This window comes from Variovorax sp. LjRoot130 (assembly GCF_964253755.1).
GTDB lineage: Bacteria > Pseudomonadota > Gammaproteobacteria > Burkholderiales > Burkholderiaceae_C > Variovorax.
Map to the genome: position 1 here is coordinate 53,847 of NZ_CAXURM020000002.1, position 13,989 is coordinate 67,835.

Genomic DNA, 13,989 nt, shown 5'->3' on the forward strand with positions numbered 1-13,989 from the left:
TGCTCAAGTCCGGTAGGAGGCCCCGCGCTCGCGCTCCAGCTTGCGCAGCAGTCCCGGCCACTCCAGCTTGCCGACTTCCATGAAGCCGCCGGGCCCCAGCATCTTGCGGCCTTGGGCGCGGGTGTGCCGGATGGTGGCGTCGGACAGCTCGTGGAGCGGCACTCCGCCGGCTTGTCCATCGATCTGGTACTGGCATGCCGTCTCCAGGCGCAGCATCCAGCAGAAGGCCTCTGCTACGCTACGGCCCACCGTCAGGGCGCCGTGGTTGCGCAGGACCAGCACACGGCCTTCGGGGCCGAGGTCACGCACGAGGCGCTCGCGCTCGTCTTCGTCGAGCGCCGTGCCCTCGTAGTCGTGGTAGCCGAGAAAGTCCAGCATGACGCAGGCCTTCTGGCTCAGGGGCCGCAGACCCATGGCCTGCATCGCGATCGCGTTGTTCGCACGGGTGTGGCTGTGCATGACGCACACCAACTCCGTCTGCGCCATGTGGACGGCGCTGTGGATGATGAACCCGGCGGGGTTGAGCAGTGACGGGTCCCCCTGCACCACGCGGCCGTCGAGGTCGACCTTGATCAGGGCCGATGCCGTCATCTCGTCGAACAGGGTGCCCAGCGGATTGACGAGAAAGTGATGTTCGGGCCCCGGCAGCATCACGGAGATGTGGGTCGAGGCCAGGTCCGACATGCCATGGAGATCCGTCAGCTGGTAGCAGGCGGCGAGGTCGCAGCGCAACTGCCACTCGGCGGCATCCATGCCTTCAGGCTTGGCATGCGAAGAAAGTTGCGCGATATCGTTGTTCATTTCGTTGTCTCCTTGCTGTGGGTGGGTTCGGTGCCGAGCGATCGGGACATCGCGATCCAGCGGGCGAGATCCGCCTGCACGAAAGCCTGTGTCTCGGCCGGCGGTGCGGGCTGGATGACCAGCCCCAGGTCTCCGAGGCTGGCCCGGACATCGGGAGCCGCGAGCGCCTCCGACAGGGCACGGGCCAGCGTGGCCACGACCTCCGGCGGCATCCTGGCTGGCCCCATCAGGGCGAACCAATTGGAGATGGCCAGGTCGGGCATGCCCTGTTCGACGACCGTCGGCACGTCCGGCAGCGACGGGACCCGGGTGCTCGAAGTGACGGCGATCGCCTTGATCTTGCCCGATCGAACCTGCTGGACGACCAGGGGCACGGTCATCGCGGTGACACCGATCTCGCCCCGCACCAGGTCCGTCATGACCTCCGGCTGGCCTCGATAGGCCACGTGCGTGAGTTCGATCTTCTGCTGGCTCATGAGCAACTCCATCGTGAAGAAGGGTGTCGTGCCCCCGCCGGCAGAGCCGTAGTTGACCTGGCCCGGCCGCGCCTTGGCGAACTCGACCAGATCAGGCAGTGAGCGGACCGGCAATCCGTTGCTCACGATGATCGCCTGGGGGATCGTGCCGATCATCCCGATCGCGCTGAACGCGGTTTGCGGCTGCCAGGAGGGCGCTGCCGCGCCGGGCGGCGCCATGGTCGTCGGGCCGCTGGCCACGACCAGCGTGTACCCATCGGGCGCCGCACGCGCCACGGCCGAATAGCCGATGCTGCCGGCGGCACCCGCGCGGTTGTCGACGATGAAGCTCTGCTTGAAGCGCTCGGAGAGATGCTGCGCGAGCCGGCGTGCGATGACATCCACGATACCGCCGGCGGGGAACGCCGAGACGATCGTCACCGGACGCTCCGGATAGCCCGCGGCAGCCGCTGGTCCCAGCGGCATCACGCATGCAGCAAGGAACAGGGCCAGAGTGCGTACGCCTGCACGGCGGCGCGTGCATGCGGAAGTCTTGCTGATCGCTCTGCGCATCTTGATCTCCTTCGGTTGAAGGGCGCCCGTGACGCCATCACTCCTCGCTGCGGAATCCCGAGGTTTGCACCACGGGACGCCAGAAGTCGCGCTCCGCGCTCAGCGTGCGTTTCACCGCGGCGCCAGGCAGGCCCGTCGCCTCCAGACCTGCGCGCGCCATCGCGCTGCGGACCTGCGGTTGCTGCATCGCGGCCACGAAGGCCCGCTCCAGGCGCTGCACGACCTCCGCAGGCGTGCCTGCAGGAACGAAGGCGCTGTAGGAGGCGTTCGCGTGGTCGAAGGCATCGATGCCGGCCTCGCGCGCGGTCGGGACATCGGGCAGAGATGCGTTGCGGCGCGTGCCGGAGACCGCCAGGATGCGCACCTTGCCGGCGCGATGGAGTTCCAGCTGGCTGGCCAGGGCGTCCGCGCTCAAGGGAACGTGCCCGCCGATCAGGTCCGCCACGAGCGGTGCGCCACCCTTGTACGCCACGGGCGTCAGCGGAACACCCACGGTCTTGGCCATGCCGAGGACGGCGAAGTGCAGTGTCCCGCCGAGGTTGGTGAGCCCCACGCTCCCCTGCGAAGGGTTGGCGCGCACCCAGCTCAGGTAGTCCTGCAATGTCTTGTACGGCCGGTCCGCACCGGCGGAAATCACCGTGGGAACCTCGGCGAGGTGGCTCACGGGGATGAAATCGCGATCGACGTCGTAGGCAAGCTGCCTGTAGGTCATCGGAAAGATGACCAGCGGCGCGTTGGAAGACAGCAGCACGGTCCTGCCATCGGGCGGGGCGCGCTTCACGTAGTCGATGGAGATCCGCGTGGCGGCGCCGGGCCGGTTGTCCACGATGACCTGTTCCTCGCCGCCAAGGCGCAGCTGCTCGGCGAGCGCCCGCGCCAGCGTGTCGAGCGCACCCCCGGGCGGAAATCCGACGACGAGACGCAGCGGATGGGCGCCTCCGACCGATGCCTGCGCAGGCGCTTGCGCCTGTGCAGGGCCGGCTGCAACGGCAGCGATCGCCGCGATCCACGCGGCGGAAAGGAAAATCCGAATCACGTTCATCACCACACCTCCTCGTTCGGCCAGCGGGACACAATATTCCTGGCAGCCTCGAATACCGCCGCAGCGGCAAGAAGATCCGACTCCCGGCGCAGGCGCCCCACCAACTGCAGGCCGATCGGTAGTCCGTCGCTGCCGAAGCCGCAGGGCAGCGTGATGGCGGGGTGGCCGGTCAGGTTGAACGGCATGGTCCACGGGAACCAGTTGGACCGCACCTCGTCGAAGAGCCGTCCATCGATCTCGAGCTTGCCGAACAGGTCCTGGTCGATCGGAACGGCGGTCCGTGCCAGCGTGGGAACCACGATGAAGTCGTTGTCACGCAGCAAGTCCTGCACATGCCGGAAGAGGCGAGTGCGAGCGAAGTTCGCCTTCTGGTAGTCGACGGCGGTGTAGTCCTTCGCGAGCGCGAGCTGCTGAAGGAGGGAGGGGGTCAGCTGATCCGGCTGCTCCTCGGCCATCTTCCCGAACCGTGCTTTCCAGACCGTGTGATTGATGGTGCGCCAAAGTGGCTCGACGTCGAAGTCTGTCGACGGCCCCATCTCGACCAACTCCGCGCCCAACTCCGCCAGGAGCTGCAGTGCGGATCCAAAGCAGGAAGCAACGTCGGACGCCATAGGCCTGCCGGGCGGCATTCCCGCGAACAGGATGCGCTTGCCCCGCAAGTCAGCCACGGAGCGCATGTCCTTGAGATAGTCCTCCGCCCGGGCGCCGGCAGACCAGGGGTCGCAGGGATGCTCGCCCGCCATGGCCTGCAGCATGAGGGCGGTGTCGGCGACCGTACGCGAGATCGGTGTGACGTAGGTGAGATTGCCGATGGCGTCCTCCGCCTGCGAATGCGGGACCAGCCCGATCGACTGCTTCAGGCCGACGACTCCGTTGCAGGCTGCCGGAATCCGGGTGGAGCCTCCACCGTCCGTTGCGATCCCGATCGGGGCAAGTCCAGTCGCCACCGCCACCGCTGCGCCGCCGCTCGATCCGCCGCTCGTGCGCTCGGGGTGCCATGCGTTGCGCGTGCGTCCGAACAAGGGTGCATCGGTCAGGCATTTGGCGCCAAACTCCGACGTGGTCGTCTTTCCGACGAGGATGGCACCGTGCTGCCGCAGCCGGGAGATGGCTGCCGCGTCCTCGGTCGGGACGTTGTCGGCGAACAGCAGCGAACCGAAGGTGGTCTTCACGCCCTTCGTATTGACCAGGTCCTTGCAGGCGTACGGAATGCCGTGGAGCAGTCCGGTGGGCTCGCCCCGCATGACTGCCTGCTCCGCAGCCTTCGCATCGCGCATGGCTTCGTCGGGGCACAACGTGATGAAGCAGTTGAGCTTCGGCTGCAGCCGTGTCGCGCGATCCAGCACGGCCCGGGTCACTTCGACGGGAGAGACTTCACGGTGCGCGATCGCTTCGCGCAGGCGTACTGCTGTCCAAAAGCAAAACTCTTCGGCCATCCAACCTTCCTCTGTCAGACACCGGCACATCCAGCCGGCATGCGCCGAAGGGTGCCATCCGGCTGCCGCACGGTCCAATACTCGTTCACAATCCGCTCATATCAGAAGCGTATGGGCATGGACCTCAAGAGCCTGCGTTACTTCGTGGCCGTGGCGGAAGCTCGCAGCGTGGGCAAGGCAGCCCAGCGGCTGCACATGGCGCAGCCACCGTTGTCCGTCCAGATCCGCAACCTGGAGGCCCAGGTAGGGACTGCGCTGTTCCTGCGCGAATCGACGGGGATGCGGCTCACCGACGCGGGGAGCGCCCTGTTCGCGCGCGCTCGCGAAGCCCTGGCCCTGGCTTACGACGGCTACGAGGCCGCGCGCGCGATCGGCTCCGGACGACGCGGCCTGCTGGCGGTGGGCTACATGTTTTCGTTGGGTTACGCCGTCCTGCCCAAGCTCGTCCCGCTCTTACGTCGCGCCCTACCCGAAGTCGAACTGCAATTCGTCGAGATGAGTGCCGCCACTTGTGAGGCCCAGATCGTCGATCACAAGGTGTCCGTCGGCTTGTGCATGCCGCCGATGCAGCGCGTGGAAGTGGCCAACACCATCGTCGGCATGCAGCCGCTGCGGCTCGCCATGCCTGCACGCGCGCCGCTCGCGCGTCTCGCTTCGGTCCCCATCGAACGGCTCCAGGGCCAGAAGCTGGTCGCCCTGCCCAAGCTCAAGGAGAACGCGGACACGTCGCTGGTGGCCGCACTGCTTCGCCGGCACCAGGTGACGATGCAGGTGGTCGAACGTGTGGAGACCGTGCACGCCGCACTGGCTCTCGTGCTCGCTGGCGAGGGGTATGCCCTGGTTCCGGCATGCGCTGCGGTTGGCCGTCCTCCGGGTGTCGCCTTCCGGAAGCTGAAGGGCGTCAGCGAAGGCTTCGACGTGGCTGTCTGCCGGCGCCACGATCTGGACAGCCCCTTTGTCGAACCGTTCATCGCTGCTGCGAGGCAGGCTCTGCGATGAGGCCGCCTCCAGGCATCGCTCGGGCGCGATGTCCGACCGCGTCTGCGTGCTGGCCTACGGCATCGCCGGGCGATCGCGGAGTGCGTCTAGCCGCCGACCGCGCAGCGTCACGGTGCGCGCGCCACCGGCCGTCGCTCACGACCACCACGAACAGTTGCCGGCGCTGCGCCGCGGCGCGTACTGCTCCAGGTGCTGCGCCGCCAGAGTTGGTGACCCGGCCGCATCGACCGGTTGAATCCGCAGCCAAAACACGACATTCGCTGACCAAGCCCAACTTGCCCGATAGCCGACGTTCGGCCACGATTGACCACTAAATCTTAGAAGAACATGTCTCTGCGCTCCGTCTTCTCGGCATTCGGCCGGAAACCGCCCTCCGAGCAGTCGAGGACTTCGTCGGTCCACGCAACGTCCGACTGCAAGCGCTACAACCATCCTGAGTTTCAGATTTGCGTCTCGAATAGCGCCGTGCCAGCTGAAGACATCTCCTTGCTTCTGCGGTTCTTCGAGCAACGTGTAGCGCGGGGCGAGAAGTTCCGAAGCGGCGGCTGGATGTTCACGATGCTTGAGGACGGACCGGGAGGGTTTCTGCGAGTTCTGGAGCCTGAAGAATGTTCCGGTGAAGTTTGTCGATTCGGTCGATGGCACGCTGATGCATCTACGAAATCAGCAAGACGTTGTCAGGAGCCTCTCGCCGTCGGTAGAGCCGGACTTTCCGTCGCTTTGTCAAAGCGCTGTCGTGCACGTGAATTACAAAGAAGCAAGACGAGTCCTGCTCACTCGAGGCGTCGCAGTCGACGGGACGGACTCACCAATTGCCACCAGCTCAGATAGGACGTTTTTTGTCTCCTTGCCAATTTTTCACGCTGGGTCTCAGGCATCGAAGTAGAGATAGAACTCCCACGGGTGCGGGCGCAACCTCACGGGATCGACCTCGTGCTTCCACTTGTATTCGAGCCAGGTTTCGATCAGGTCCGTGGTGAACACGTCTCCGCGCATCAAGAAGTCGTGATCCTTCTCCAGCGCGCGCAGTGACTCCTCGAGCGATCCAGGGACCTTCGCGATGTTCTTTGCCTCTTCAGGGGGTAGCTCGTAGATGTTCTTGTCGAGCGGCGGGCCCGGGTCGGTCTTGTTGGCGATCCCGTCGAGGCCGGCCATCAGCATTGCTGCGAACGCGAGGTAGGCATTCGCAGTCGGGTCCGGACAACGGAACTCGACGCGCCTCGCGTTCGGCGAGTCCGAATACATCGGAATACGCGCCGCGGCCGAGCGATTTCGCTGCGACATTACCAGGTTCACCGGCGCCTCGTAGCCCGGTACGAGCCGGCGGTAGGAGTTGGTGGTCGGCGCACAGAACGCCATCAGCGCGTGCGCATGCTTGAGCAGCCCGCCGATGTACCAGCGGCACAGCTCGGAGGTCAGAGCCCAACCCTTGGCGTCGTAGAAAAGATTGCGCTTGTCGTTCCACAGGCTCTGGTGGCAGTGCATGCCGCTCGCGTTGTCAGCGAAGAGCGGCTTCGGCATGAACGTGGCAACCTTGCCGTGCCGGCGCGCGATGTTCTTGACGAAGTATTTGTAGACCATCACGTTGTCGGCCATCCGCACGAGCGGCGCGAACTTCATGTCGATCTCATTCTGGCCCGCGGTCGACACCTCATGGTGGTGGATCTCGACCTGCACACCCGCGTTCATCAGTCCGAGCACGATCTCCGAGCGGATGTCCTGAAGGGTGTCGTGCGGGGGCACCGGGAAATAGCCTTCCTTGTAGCGCGGCTTGTAACCGAGGTTCCCGCCTCCGAACGCGCCTTCGTCCCGGCCCGAGTTCCAGGCGCCCTCGACCGAATCGACGTAGTAGTAGCCGCAATGCGTGTTCTGCTCGAACCGGATCGAGTCGAAGATGAAAAACTCGAGCTCTGGGCCGAAGTAGCAGGTCTGCGCGACCCCGGTGGCTTTCAGATGGCGCTCGGCCTTGCGGGCCACGAATCGCGGATCGCGCGAGTAGGGCCCCTTGAGGACCGGGTCGATCACGTTGCAGATCATCGAAAGTGTCGGGGTCTCGCACATCGGATCGATGAATACGGTGGTCGGGTCCGGCTGCAGAAGCATGTCCGACTCGTGGATCTGCTGGAAACCGCGGATCGAGGAGCCGTCGAACCCGATGCCGTCATCGAACAACTCGTCGTTGAGTTCCGGCAGCCCGATCGAGAAGTGCTGCCACAGTCCAGGCAGATCGGTGAACTTGAGGTCGACGATCTGGATTCCGTGCTCCCGCACGAGGGCAATCACCTCCTTCGCATTCTTTGGCGGATTCACCCGGTAGGAGCCGGGCTCGAACTGGGCGATCGGGCGCCTTTTCTCGGTAGGCATGGTCCTCTCCTCGGGTTGGGGTTACCCAGCGTCGGCGTGCTCAGTCGCGTTGCCTCAATTTGGTCGATCAACGCGTCTGCACACAGCCCCGGTCGCAAGGCGCCTTTCGACGCCGTCACAAACAGACTGAACAGAAGCCCTGTCATCGGCTCCGGCCTCGAGGCGTTCGAACAAGACGGCCGTGTAGCGCCCGAGGAATCCACCACAACTCCCGCTCACGCGGGCGTAACTCTCGGTCCTGCGGGGGAAGGGTCGCGATTCAGCCTCATCCCCGTGCCGGCCAACGTCATCACGCCATCCTTGTCAACGCCGACATGCCGACCATCCGCCAGCTTGTATTCGGTGAGCCCCGTCGGCTCCCATAGCCCTTGCGTGTCGGGAACCGCGTCGAGACGGGCGAGGTGTTCATAGGCCTGGACACGGTAGGTCTGGCCATCGCTTCCTCGGGCGGTAAAAGTCTCGAGCAGGTGAAGCATCTTTTCCATGCGTGCGCTCTCCTTGCAACCGACAGAGCCGGGCGCCTTCGTGCATCCCAATGCGCTTGCGCGCGACCAGAAGGCGCACGTCAAAATGAGTTTGACGGCCCGCTGGGCGGTGAAGTTCCGACAGTTGTGGCTAGCCGTACTGGCAATAGCGCGAGCGCCTGTTTTCTCGGTCAGGTTCCCCCAAGCCAAGTGACTCGGCTGGCGGGAGCGGCATTGGCGGTCAGACCACGAAATCTGTCAGGGTTTCTTGGTTAAATCGACCTACCCTCCACCTCCACCTCCACCTCCCCCTGCCCCTGCCCATTCCTAATAGTTTCAACGACTTACGAGGCGCGCGTTCAGAGTTCGGCTTTAATTCTGACGAAGGTGGACTGGCGCATCGCTGAACTTGCCCACTACGCGGATGACATCCACTGGCTCGACGCCGTAAGGGCGAGAGGCGCATACAAACTCATGCGCCGTTTCGATTCCCGAACACGTCTCGGGCTCAATCAAGCATCCGTTCAGCGTATCGAGCGCCTTGAGTTTGGTGACGATGTGGAAATGGGAACCTCATGGTTGCGGGCCCGCCTCTTGGCCGGAGAATCACAAGCCGCTTCGCTCGAACTTGCACGAAGCCATCGCATAGGCAAGAAGCCACTGCGTAACCGAGAGGCGGCGTTGGACAATCGCCCCATGACATCGATCTCAAGTCGGCTTCTCGTCGACGCCGTGCTCAGCGTCGAGCGCATGACCTTCAAGGAACGCGAGCAACTTGCCGACGAAGTCCACGCCCGACAGCCCAACCTGTTCTTCTCGGTGCTCGTCCTTCAGCGCTATGGCGCCACCCTTGAGCAAATCGAGGTGGTTCTGAACCTGCTACTCGTCTTCTATGAGGCGATGAAGACCAGCGGCAGAGTCTGGCCGGTCATCTCCGAAGTCGTCCAGGAACGTTGCCTGAAGCGCATCTCCGCACGCGTGCGCTTCATCGAGGGCCTGACGCCGCAGCAGCAAGCGCAAGCCACTTCGGACGCCATCGCGGACCATCCCGAGCAGCAGTTACTCGCATACGTCTTCGGCAAGTTCGGGGAGCATGGCCATCTCGGCATCGAAACCGAGGCGGAAAAGATGATGATGCTGGCGGCGCTGAACTTGGTTGAGTGCATTGCGGAGACAGCGCCGAGAACAACGGAGTGAAACCGCTGAGCTCACCGAAAGAGCGTCCCTCTCAGTCGCCCGACCGACACGCCCGCGACGGTCCCAGCGTAGCGATCGCCTCTTACGCTCGTACCCATCACACATCCTTCGCCTCCGCAACGCCGCCGTCGGCTTACCGCTTACGGCGCACACAACAAGGGTCGAACGCTCGGAGGCATAGAAGCGCGTGCCGAGGGCCACACCACCGGCACCAAGCATCAGCGCATGGCGCGATTCCGCCCTCACCCGTCACGTTCACGCCGAACGCGTCCAAAGCCGGCTACAACGCGGCGGTCACAATGATCTCGACCCGCAGGTCCGGCGCCGCGAGCCTGGCCTCGCAGGTCGCACGGGTGGGCATCGCATCGTCAGGTATCCATGCCGCCCAGGCCGCGTTCAGGCCGGTGAAATCGCGCTCGATGTCCTGCAGCCAGATTTGGACCGACAGCAGGCGCGACTTGTTCGTGCCGACGCTCGCGAGGTAGCCGTCGATCTTGGCGAGGATGTCGGCGGTCTGCGCCTGTGCGTCGCCGCTGCGATCGGTCGCGGTGACCCCGGCGACGTAGACCACCGAGTTGTGCACGACGATGCGGGAAAGGCGTGCGTTGGAGTCGTAGCGCTGGATGTCGCTCATGATGAACTTCCTTCTTGGAGTGGTTGAAACGATGCAGCCGCTCGACGCGCGAAGCGGTCGACGGCGAAGGGTTCGATGGGCAGCGTGCTGCGGCCTTCCGTCACGAGCTCGGCGACGATCTGCCCGCCGATCGGCCCGAGCTCGAAGCCGTGTGCGGAGAAGCCGAAGGCATGGACGAGGTTCGGTGCCGCGCGGCTCGGGCCGATCACGGGGATGCCGTCGGGCATGAAGGCCTCGACGCCGGCCCAGGCGCGGTTGACGCCAAGCGGCTTCAGGTGCGGGAACAGGGCGGTCACCGTGCGCGCGCTGCTCGCCAGCTTGGGCATGTCGACGATGCCGTGGCGCGCATCGAGATCGGCGGTGCAGCGCAGGCCGCCGCCGATCAGCACCGTGCCGTTCGCGAATTGCTTGAAGGACAGCGGCCGGCCGGTCGCGCCGAGCACCGGCGTGACGAAGGGCGGCGCGCGATGGGTGATCATGAGCATCAGCCCGCCGGCTTCGAGCGGCACCGCATCGCCGGCCTGCGCGGCGAGCGCGCCGGCCCAGGCGCCCGCGGTGTTGACCAGATGGGTGGCGTCGAAGCTGCCACGCGTGGTCGCCACGTGCCAGCGACCGGCACGATGGTCGATGCGTTCGACGCGCGTCACTTCGTGCACTTCGGCCCTGGCGCGCTGGGCTGCGAGGCGGAATGCGGTGACGGCGCGGTACGGCAGTGCATGGCCGTCGTCGCGAACCCAGATGCCTCCGACGACGTGCGGCGCAATGGCGGGCACGAGTTCGCGGACCTGCTGCGCGTCGACGAGTTCTTCATGATCGAAGCCGAGCGACTGGAGATGCGCGACGGTGTCGCGCAGCATCTGCAGCTCATCGTCGGTTTCGGCAATCTTCAACTGGCCGCTGGGCGCGAAACCCGCGTCGTCGCCGACGAGCTCTGCCAGGTGGTGCCACAGCGTGCGCGACGCCAGCGCAAGCGGGATCTCGGCGACGTGGCGGCCCAGCGTGCGCACGCCGCCCGCGTTCACGCCGGACGCATGGCGGCCGCAGAATTCGGCCTCCAGCACGATGACCTCGAGTCCGCGCCGCGCGAGGTGCAGCGCGCTCGACAGGCCGTGCAGGCCGCCGCCGACGACGATCGCGTCCGCCGATCGCTTCATGCCACGCTTCGATCCGCGCCGGCGAGTTCGCCCAGCGAGATCGGCTTGATGGGCGGTCGGATTCGGTAGTAGCCCACTTCCGCCGGGGTCACCCCGCGCGCCTCCGCGATCAGCTCGGTCACGGTCAGGCCGCATTGGCGCCCCTGGCACGGGCCCATGCCGCAACGCCCGAAGGCCTTCGCCTGGTTCGGTCCATGGCAGCCGAGCTCCACGAAATGCCGGATGTCGCCGGCGGCGACTTCCTCGCAGCGGCACACGATCACGTCGTCGGCCGGAATGCGATTGGCCTTCTTGGGCCGGTACAGGGCATCGAGAAAGGGACGGATGCGCAGCTGGTCGCGCAACGCCGAACGAAGCGGTCCAGCGAGCCCGTCGCGCTCGCCGAGCGTGATTCGGCCGAGCGCATGCATCGCACCGAGCGCCGCGAGCTCGCCCTGCAGCGCCGCTGCCAGCGCGCCGCCGATGCCAAGACCATCGCCGGCAACATGGATGCCGGGCACGTCCAGCGCGCCCCAGGCGTCCGCCTCGGGCTGCCAGCAGAGCTGCGCATCGTCCCATTTGTGTTTGGCCCGTAGCGACCAAGTGAACTGCGTGTTCGGCACGACGCCGTGGTGCAGGAGCAGCGTCGAGGTCTCGATGCGATGGGCCTTGCCGCCGATCGTGAAGCGCAGCGCCTCGACCCCGTCCCGGCCTTGCGCAGCGAGGTTCTCCGCACCGGTATGGAATGGCACACCGGCGCGCTTGAGCACGCGCATGAGCGACAGACCCTTCTTCAGATAACGCCAGCCGGCAAGCGCGCCGCCGAGGTGCGGGAGCGCGCGGCGGTAGTCCTCGATCGATGTCGTGTCGACCAGTGCGCGGATGGGCACGCCGGCGCGCACGTACTGGCAGCCGAGCAGGTAGAGGAGCGGTCCGCAGCCCGCCAGCACGACGGGCTCGACCGGCACCACATCGGCGCTCTTCAGGAGGATCTGCGCGGCACCTGCGGTGAGCACGCCCGGCAGCGTCCAGCCCGGGATCGGGAACGGACGCTCCATGGCGCCGGAGCAGAGCACGACACGTTCGGCCTGGAGTGTCGCGGTCGCACCGTCATGCAGGTAATGCACCGCACCTTCGGGCGTCACCTGCCAGACGGCTGCATTCGTGACGTGCCGGGCACCGCTCGCGGCGAAGGCCTCGGCAAGCGAGCGGCCGGCGGCGTAGTCCGGCCCGAGCAGGTCGACCCGGCGTGCCGGCGCGTCGGTGATGGCGCGGTAGATCTGGCCGCCCACAGCGCGTTGCTCGTCGAGCACCACGACATGGGCGCCGAGCCGCGCGGCGACGATGGCAGCCGACATGCCAGCCGGGCCGGCGCCGACGATGGCGATATCGCAACGCTCACTCGACATGCGCGGCCTCCTCGGAAACGGCGGCCCCGCCGCAATCCAAGGAACGCAGCCCCGCCTGCGTTCTCACCTGCATGCCCTCGGTCACCGCGACGAGGCAGCTCTGCCGGTTCGGCTGCCCGTCGATCTCGACGAGGCAATCGAAGCACGCGCCCATCATGCAATAGGGCGCGCGCGGCGCGCCGCTCACGGGCGTGGTGCGAAAGGTCGAGACGCCGTTGGCAAGCAAGGCCGCCGCCACGCTGCAGCCGACCGGCGCCCGCATGGCGCGGCCATCGAAGTAGAGGCCGACCGTGGGCTCGCCGCGCGGCGAAGCGTCGATCGGAAAGAGGGGGCGAAAGCGGACGTTAATGGGCATGGTGGAAGGTTTCGTTGCCGTTGAGGAAGCGGTCGCCGCCGAAGGACTCGATGCCGACCGGGACGCCGTGCCCGGCACTGCCGGCGATCCATGGCGCGATCGAGAAGACGTGGTTGGCAGCCAGGGTCACGCCGCTGTGGCAGGTCACGACAAAGGCGCCCGGGCATTGCGTCGATGCCTGGTAGATGGGGAAGCCGTCGGGCGTCATCACGCGCAACGCACCCCATGCGCGCACGAGGCGCAGGCTCTCCAGCGCCGGGAAACTGCGCACCCCGCGGCGCGCGATGGTGCTGAGCACGTCGACGGTCGTACCGTCGTCGAGCCCGACGTCCTCCAGCGAGTCGCCGAGCTGGACCGTGCCTTCGTCCGTCTGGCGCACGTAGGTGGTCGGATGGTCGAGGAACCTGGCGACGCGCTCGCCGACCAGCACCTGGCCCCGGTTGGGCCGCACCGGCGCGTGCAGGCCGACCTGCGGCGCCAGCTCGCGGTTGCCGAGGCCGGCCGCGAGCACCACGCGCGGCGCGCGCCATGTGGTCGCCCCCGCCTCGAGCTCGAAGCCGTTCGCCCGCGGCGTGATGCGCGTCGCGCGGCTGCCGTGCGCGAAATGCACGCCGCGATGCCGGCAGGCCGCGTGCAGCGCCCGCAAGAGCTTCAGCGGATTGGCATGACCGTCCATCGGCGTGTAGCTCGCGCCCGCGACTTCAGGTCCGATGCCCGGCAGCCGCGTCCTGAGCGACGCGTGGTCGAGCATCTCGAAGGCGTAGTCGCCATCGAGTGCATCGCGGATGCTGCGCAGCCGCTCTTCACGGCTTTGCAGCTCATCGTCGGAAAAGCAGAAGTGAAAGCCGCCGGGCTGGCGCAGCTGCACGTCGACGCCGCCGTCGTCGGCCAGCGCGCGGGCGAGCTGCGGCCATTGCGCGGCGGACGTCATCGTCCAGCGCGCGTACGGCGCCATGCCGAAGCCCTTGCCCTGGACCCATACGAGTCCGAAGTTGCCGCGCGACGCGCGGAACGCATCGTCGCCCTCGTCGAGGACGGTGACGCGAATGCCGTTGCGTGCCGCGCCGTAGGCCAGCGCGGTGCCGACCAGGCCGCCGCCGACGACGATCAAATCACTTGTGTTCATG

General features: G+C 66.4%; 13 protein-coding genes. 2 read left to right on the plus strand and 11 right to left on the minus strand.

What is annotated here, in order from left to right; genetic code table 11:
* Positions 1-3: 3 nt before the first annotated feature.
* The 4 genes from ACSQ86_RS29910 to ACSQ86_RS29925 are packed head-to-tail and all read right to left on the minus strand — an operon-like array spanning position 4 to position 4,307.
* Positions 4-801, minus strand: a complete 798-nt coding sequence (locus ACSQ86_RS29910; protein WP_436293046.1) for a class II aldolase/adducin family protein — start codon at positions 799-801, stop codon at positions 4-6.
* Positions 798-1,829 carry a Bug family tripartite tricarboxylate transporter substrate binding protein gene (locus ACSQ86_RS29915; RefSeq protein WP_436307505.1) on the minus strand — a complete coding sequence of 344 codons (1,032 nt, stop codon included), beginning with the start codon at positions 1,827-1,829 and terminating at the stop codon, positions 798-800. The genes ACSQ86_RS29910 and ACSQ86_RS29915 overlap by 4 nt, the downstream gene beginning before the upstream one ends.
* 37 nt (positions 1,830-1,866) lie before the next feature.
* A complete protein-coding gene (locus ACSQ86_RS29920) occupies positions 1,867-2,871 on the minus strand; it encodes a tripartite tricarboxylate transporter substrate-binding protein (protein ID WP_436307504.1) in 1,005 nt (334 codons plus the stop codon).
* Positions 2,871-4,307, minus strand: a complete 1,437-nt coding sequence (locus ACSQ86_RS29925; RefSeq protein WP_436307503.1) for an amidase — start codon at positions 4,305-4,307, stop codon at positions 2,871-2,873. The genes ACSQ86_RS29920 and ACSQ86_RS29925 overlap by 1 nt, the downstream gene beginning before the upstream one ends.
* 117 nt (positions 4,308-4,424) lie before the next feature.
* Here ACSQ86_RS29925 and ACSQ86_RS29930 point away from each other — a divergent pair, with 117 nt between their 5' ends.
* Entirely contained in the window at positions 4,425-5,306 is an 882-nt protein-coding gene (locus tag ACSQ86_RS29930) for a LysR family transcriptional regulator (protein WP_436307502.1), read from the plus strand.
* Between the two features lie 870 nt (positions 5,307-6,176).
* On the opposite strand, the gene glnA is transcribed toward ACSQ86_RS29930, so the two are convergent.
* Together glnA and ACSQ86_RS29940 are read right to left on the minus strand one after the other, a co-directional pair.
* Positions 6,177-7,670: a type I glutamate--ammonia ligase gene (gene glnA, locus ACSQ86_RS29935; RefSeq protein WP_436307501.1), complete on the minus strand. Its 1,494-nt coding sequence runs from the start codon at positions 7,668-7,670 to the stop codon at positions 6,177-6,179.
* A gap of 215 nt (positions 7,671-7,885) precedes the next feature.
* On the minus strand, positions 7,886-8,155 hold the full coding sequence (locus tag ACSQ86_RS29940) for a hypothetical protein (RefSeq protein WP_436307500.1): 270 nt from the start codon (positions 8,153-8,155) through the stop codon (positions 7,886-7,888).
* 366 nt (positions 8,156-8,521) lie between these two features.
* Between ACSQ86_RS29940 and ACSQ86_RS29945 the strand changes: the two genes are divergently transcribed.
* Positions 8,522-9,331 (plus strand): hypothetical protein, encoded by an 810-nt coding sequence (locus ACSQ86_RS29945; RefSeq protein ID WP_436307499.1) that lies wholly within the window; start codon positions 8,522-8,524, stop codon positions 9,329-9,331.
* Positions 9,332-9,611: 280 nt separating this feature from the next.
* On the opposite strand, the gene ACSQ86_RS29950 is transcribed toward ACSQ86_RS29945, so the two are convergent.
* From ACSQ86_RS29950 to ACSQ86_RS29970, 5 genes are read right to left on the minus strand one after another with little or no spacing between them, the layout of a single operon-like run.
* On the minus strand, positions 9,612-9,965 hold the full coding sequence (locus ACSQ86_RS29950; protein WP_436307498.1) for a RidA family protein: 354 nt from the start codon (positions 9,963-9,965) through the stop codon (positions 9,612-9,614).
* A complete protein-coding gene (locus tag ACSQ86_RS29955) occupies positions 9,962-11,119 on the minus strand; it encodes an NAD(P)/FAD-dependent oxidoreductase (protein ID WP_436307497.1) in 1,158 nt (385 codons plus the stop codon). Before ACSQ86_RS29955 ends, ACSQ86_RS29950 begins: the two co-directional genes overlap by 4 nt.
* On the minus strand, positions 11,116-12,507 hold the full coding sequence (locus ACSQ86_RS29960; protein WP_436307496.1) for an FAD-dependent oxidoreductase: 1,392 nt from the start codon (positions 12,505-12,507) through the stop codon (positions 11,116-11,118). The genes ACSQ86_RS29955 and ACSQ86_RS29960 overlap by 4 nt, the downstream gene beginning before the upstream one ends.
* A complete protein-coding gene (locus ACSQ86_RS29965) occupies positions 12,497-12,862 on the minus strand; it encodes a (2Fe-2S)-binding protein (RefSeq protein ID WP_093110676.1) in 366 nt (121 codons plus the stop codon). Before ACSQ86_RS29965 ends, ACSQ86_RS29960 begins: the two co-directional genes overlap by 11 nt.
* Positions 12,852-13,988: an NAD(P)/FAD-dependent oxidoreductase gene (locus ACSQ86_RS29970; RefSeq protein ID WP_436307495.1), complete on the minus strand. Its 1,137-nt coding sequence runs from the start codon at positions 13,986-13,988 to the stop codon at positions 12,852-12,854. Before ACSQ86_RS29970 ends, ACSQ86_RS29965 begins: the two co-directional genes overlap by 11 nt.
* Position 13,989 lies beyond the last annotated feature (1 nt).

Bases quoted from the DNA above. Each gene is read 5' to 3' on its own strand.
- ACSQ86_RS29910 (WP_436293046.1), bottom strand. From the start codon at position 801: ATGAACAACGATATCGCGCAACTTTCTTCGCATGCCAAGCCTGAAGGC.
- ACSQ86_RS29915 (WP_436307505.1), bottom strand. From the start codon at position 1,829: ATGCGCAGAGCGATCAGCAAGACTTCCGCATGCACGCGCCGCCGTGCA.
- ACSQ86_RS29920 (WP_436307504.1), bottom strand. From the start codon at position 2,871: ATGAACGTGATTCGGATTTTCCTTTCCGCCGCGTGGATCGCGGCGATC.
- ACSQ86_RS29925 (WP_436307503.1), bottom strand. From the start codon at position 4,307: ATGGCCGAAGAGTTTTGCTTTTGGACAGCAGTACGCCTGCGCGAAGCG.
- ACSQ86_RS29930 (WP_436307502.1), top strand. From the start codon at position 4,425: ATGGACCTCAAGAGCCTGCGTTACTTCGTGGCCGTGGCGGAAGCTCGC.
- glnA (WP_436307501.1), bottom strand. From the start codon at position 7,670: ATGCCTACCGAGAAAAGGCGCCCGATCGCCCAGTTCGAGCCCGGCTCC.
- ACSQ86_RS29940 (WP_436307500.1), bottom strand. From the start codon at position 8,155: ATGGAAAAGATGCTTCACCTGCTCGAGACTTTTACCGCCCGAGGAAGC.
- ACSQ86_RS29950 (WP_436307498.1), bottom strand. From the start codon at position 9,965: ATGAGCGACATCCAGCGCTACGACTCCAACGCACGCCTTTCCCGCATC.
- ACSQ86_RS29955 (WP_436307497.1), bottom strand. From the start codon at position 11,119: ATGAAGCGATCGGCGGACGCGATCGTCGTCGGCGGCGGCCTGCACGGC.
- ACSQ86_RS29960 (WP_436307496.1), bottom strand. From the start codon at position 12,507: ATGTCGAGTGAGCGTTGCGATATCGCCATCGTCGGCGCCGGCCCGGCT.
- ACSQ86_RS29965 (WP_093110676.1), bottom strand. From the start codon at position 12,862: ATGCCCATTAACGTCCGCTTTCGCCCCCTCTTTCCGATCGACGCTTCG.
- ACSQ86_RS29970 (WP_436307495.1), bottom strand. From the start codon at position 13,988: ATGAACACAAGTGATTTGATCGTCGTCGGCGGCGGCCTGGTCGGCACC.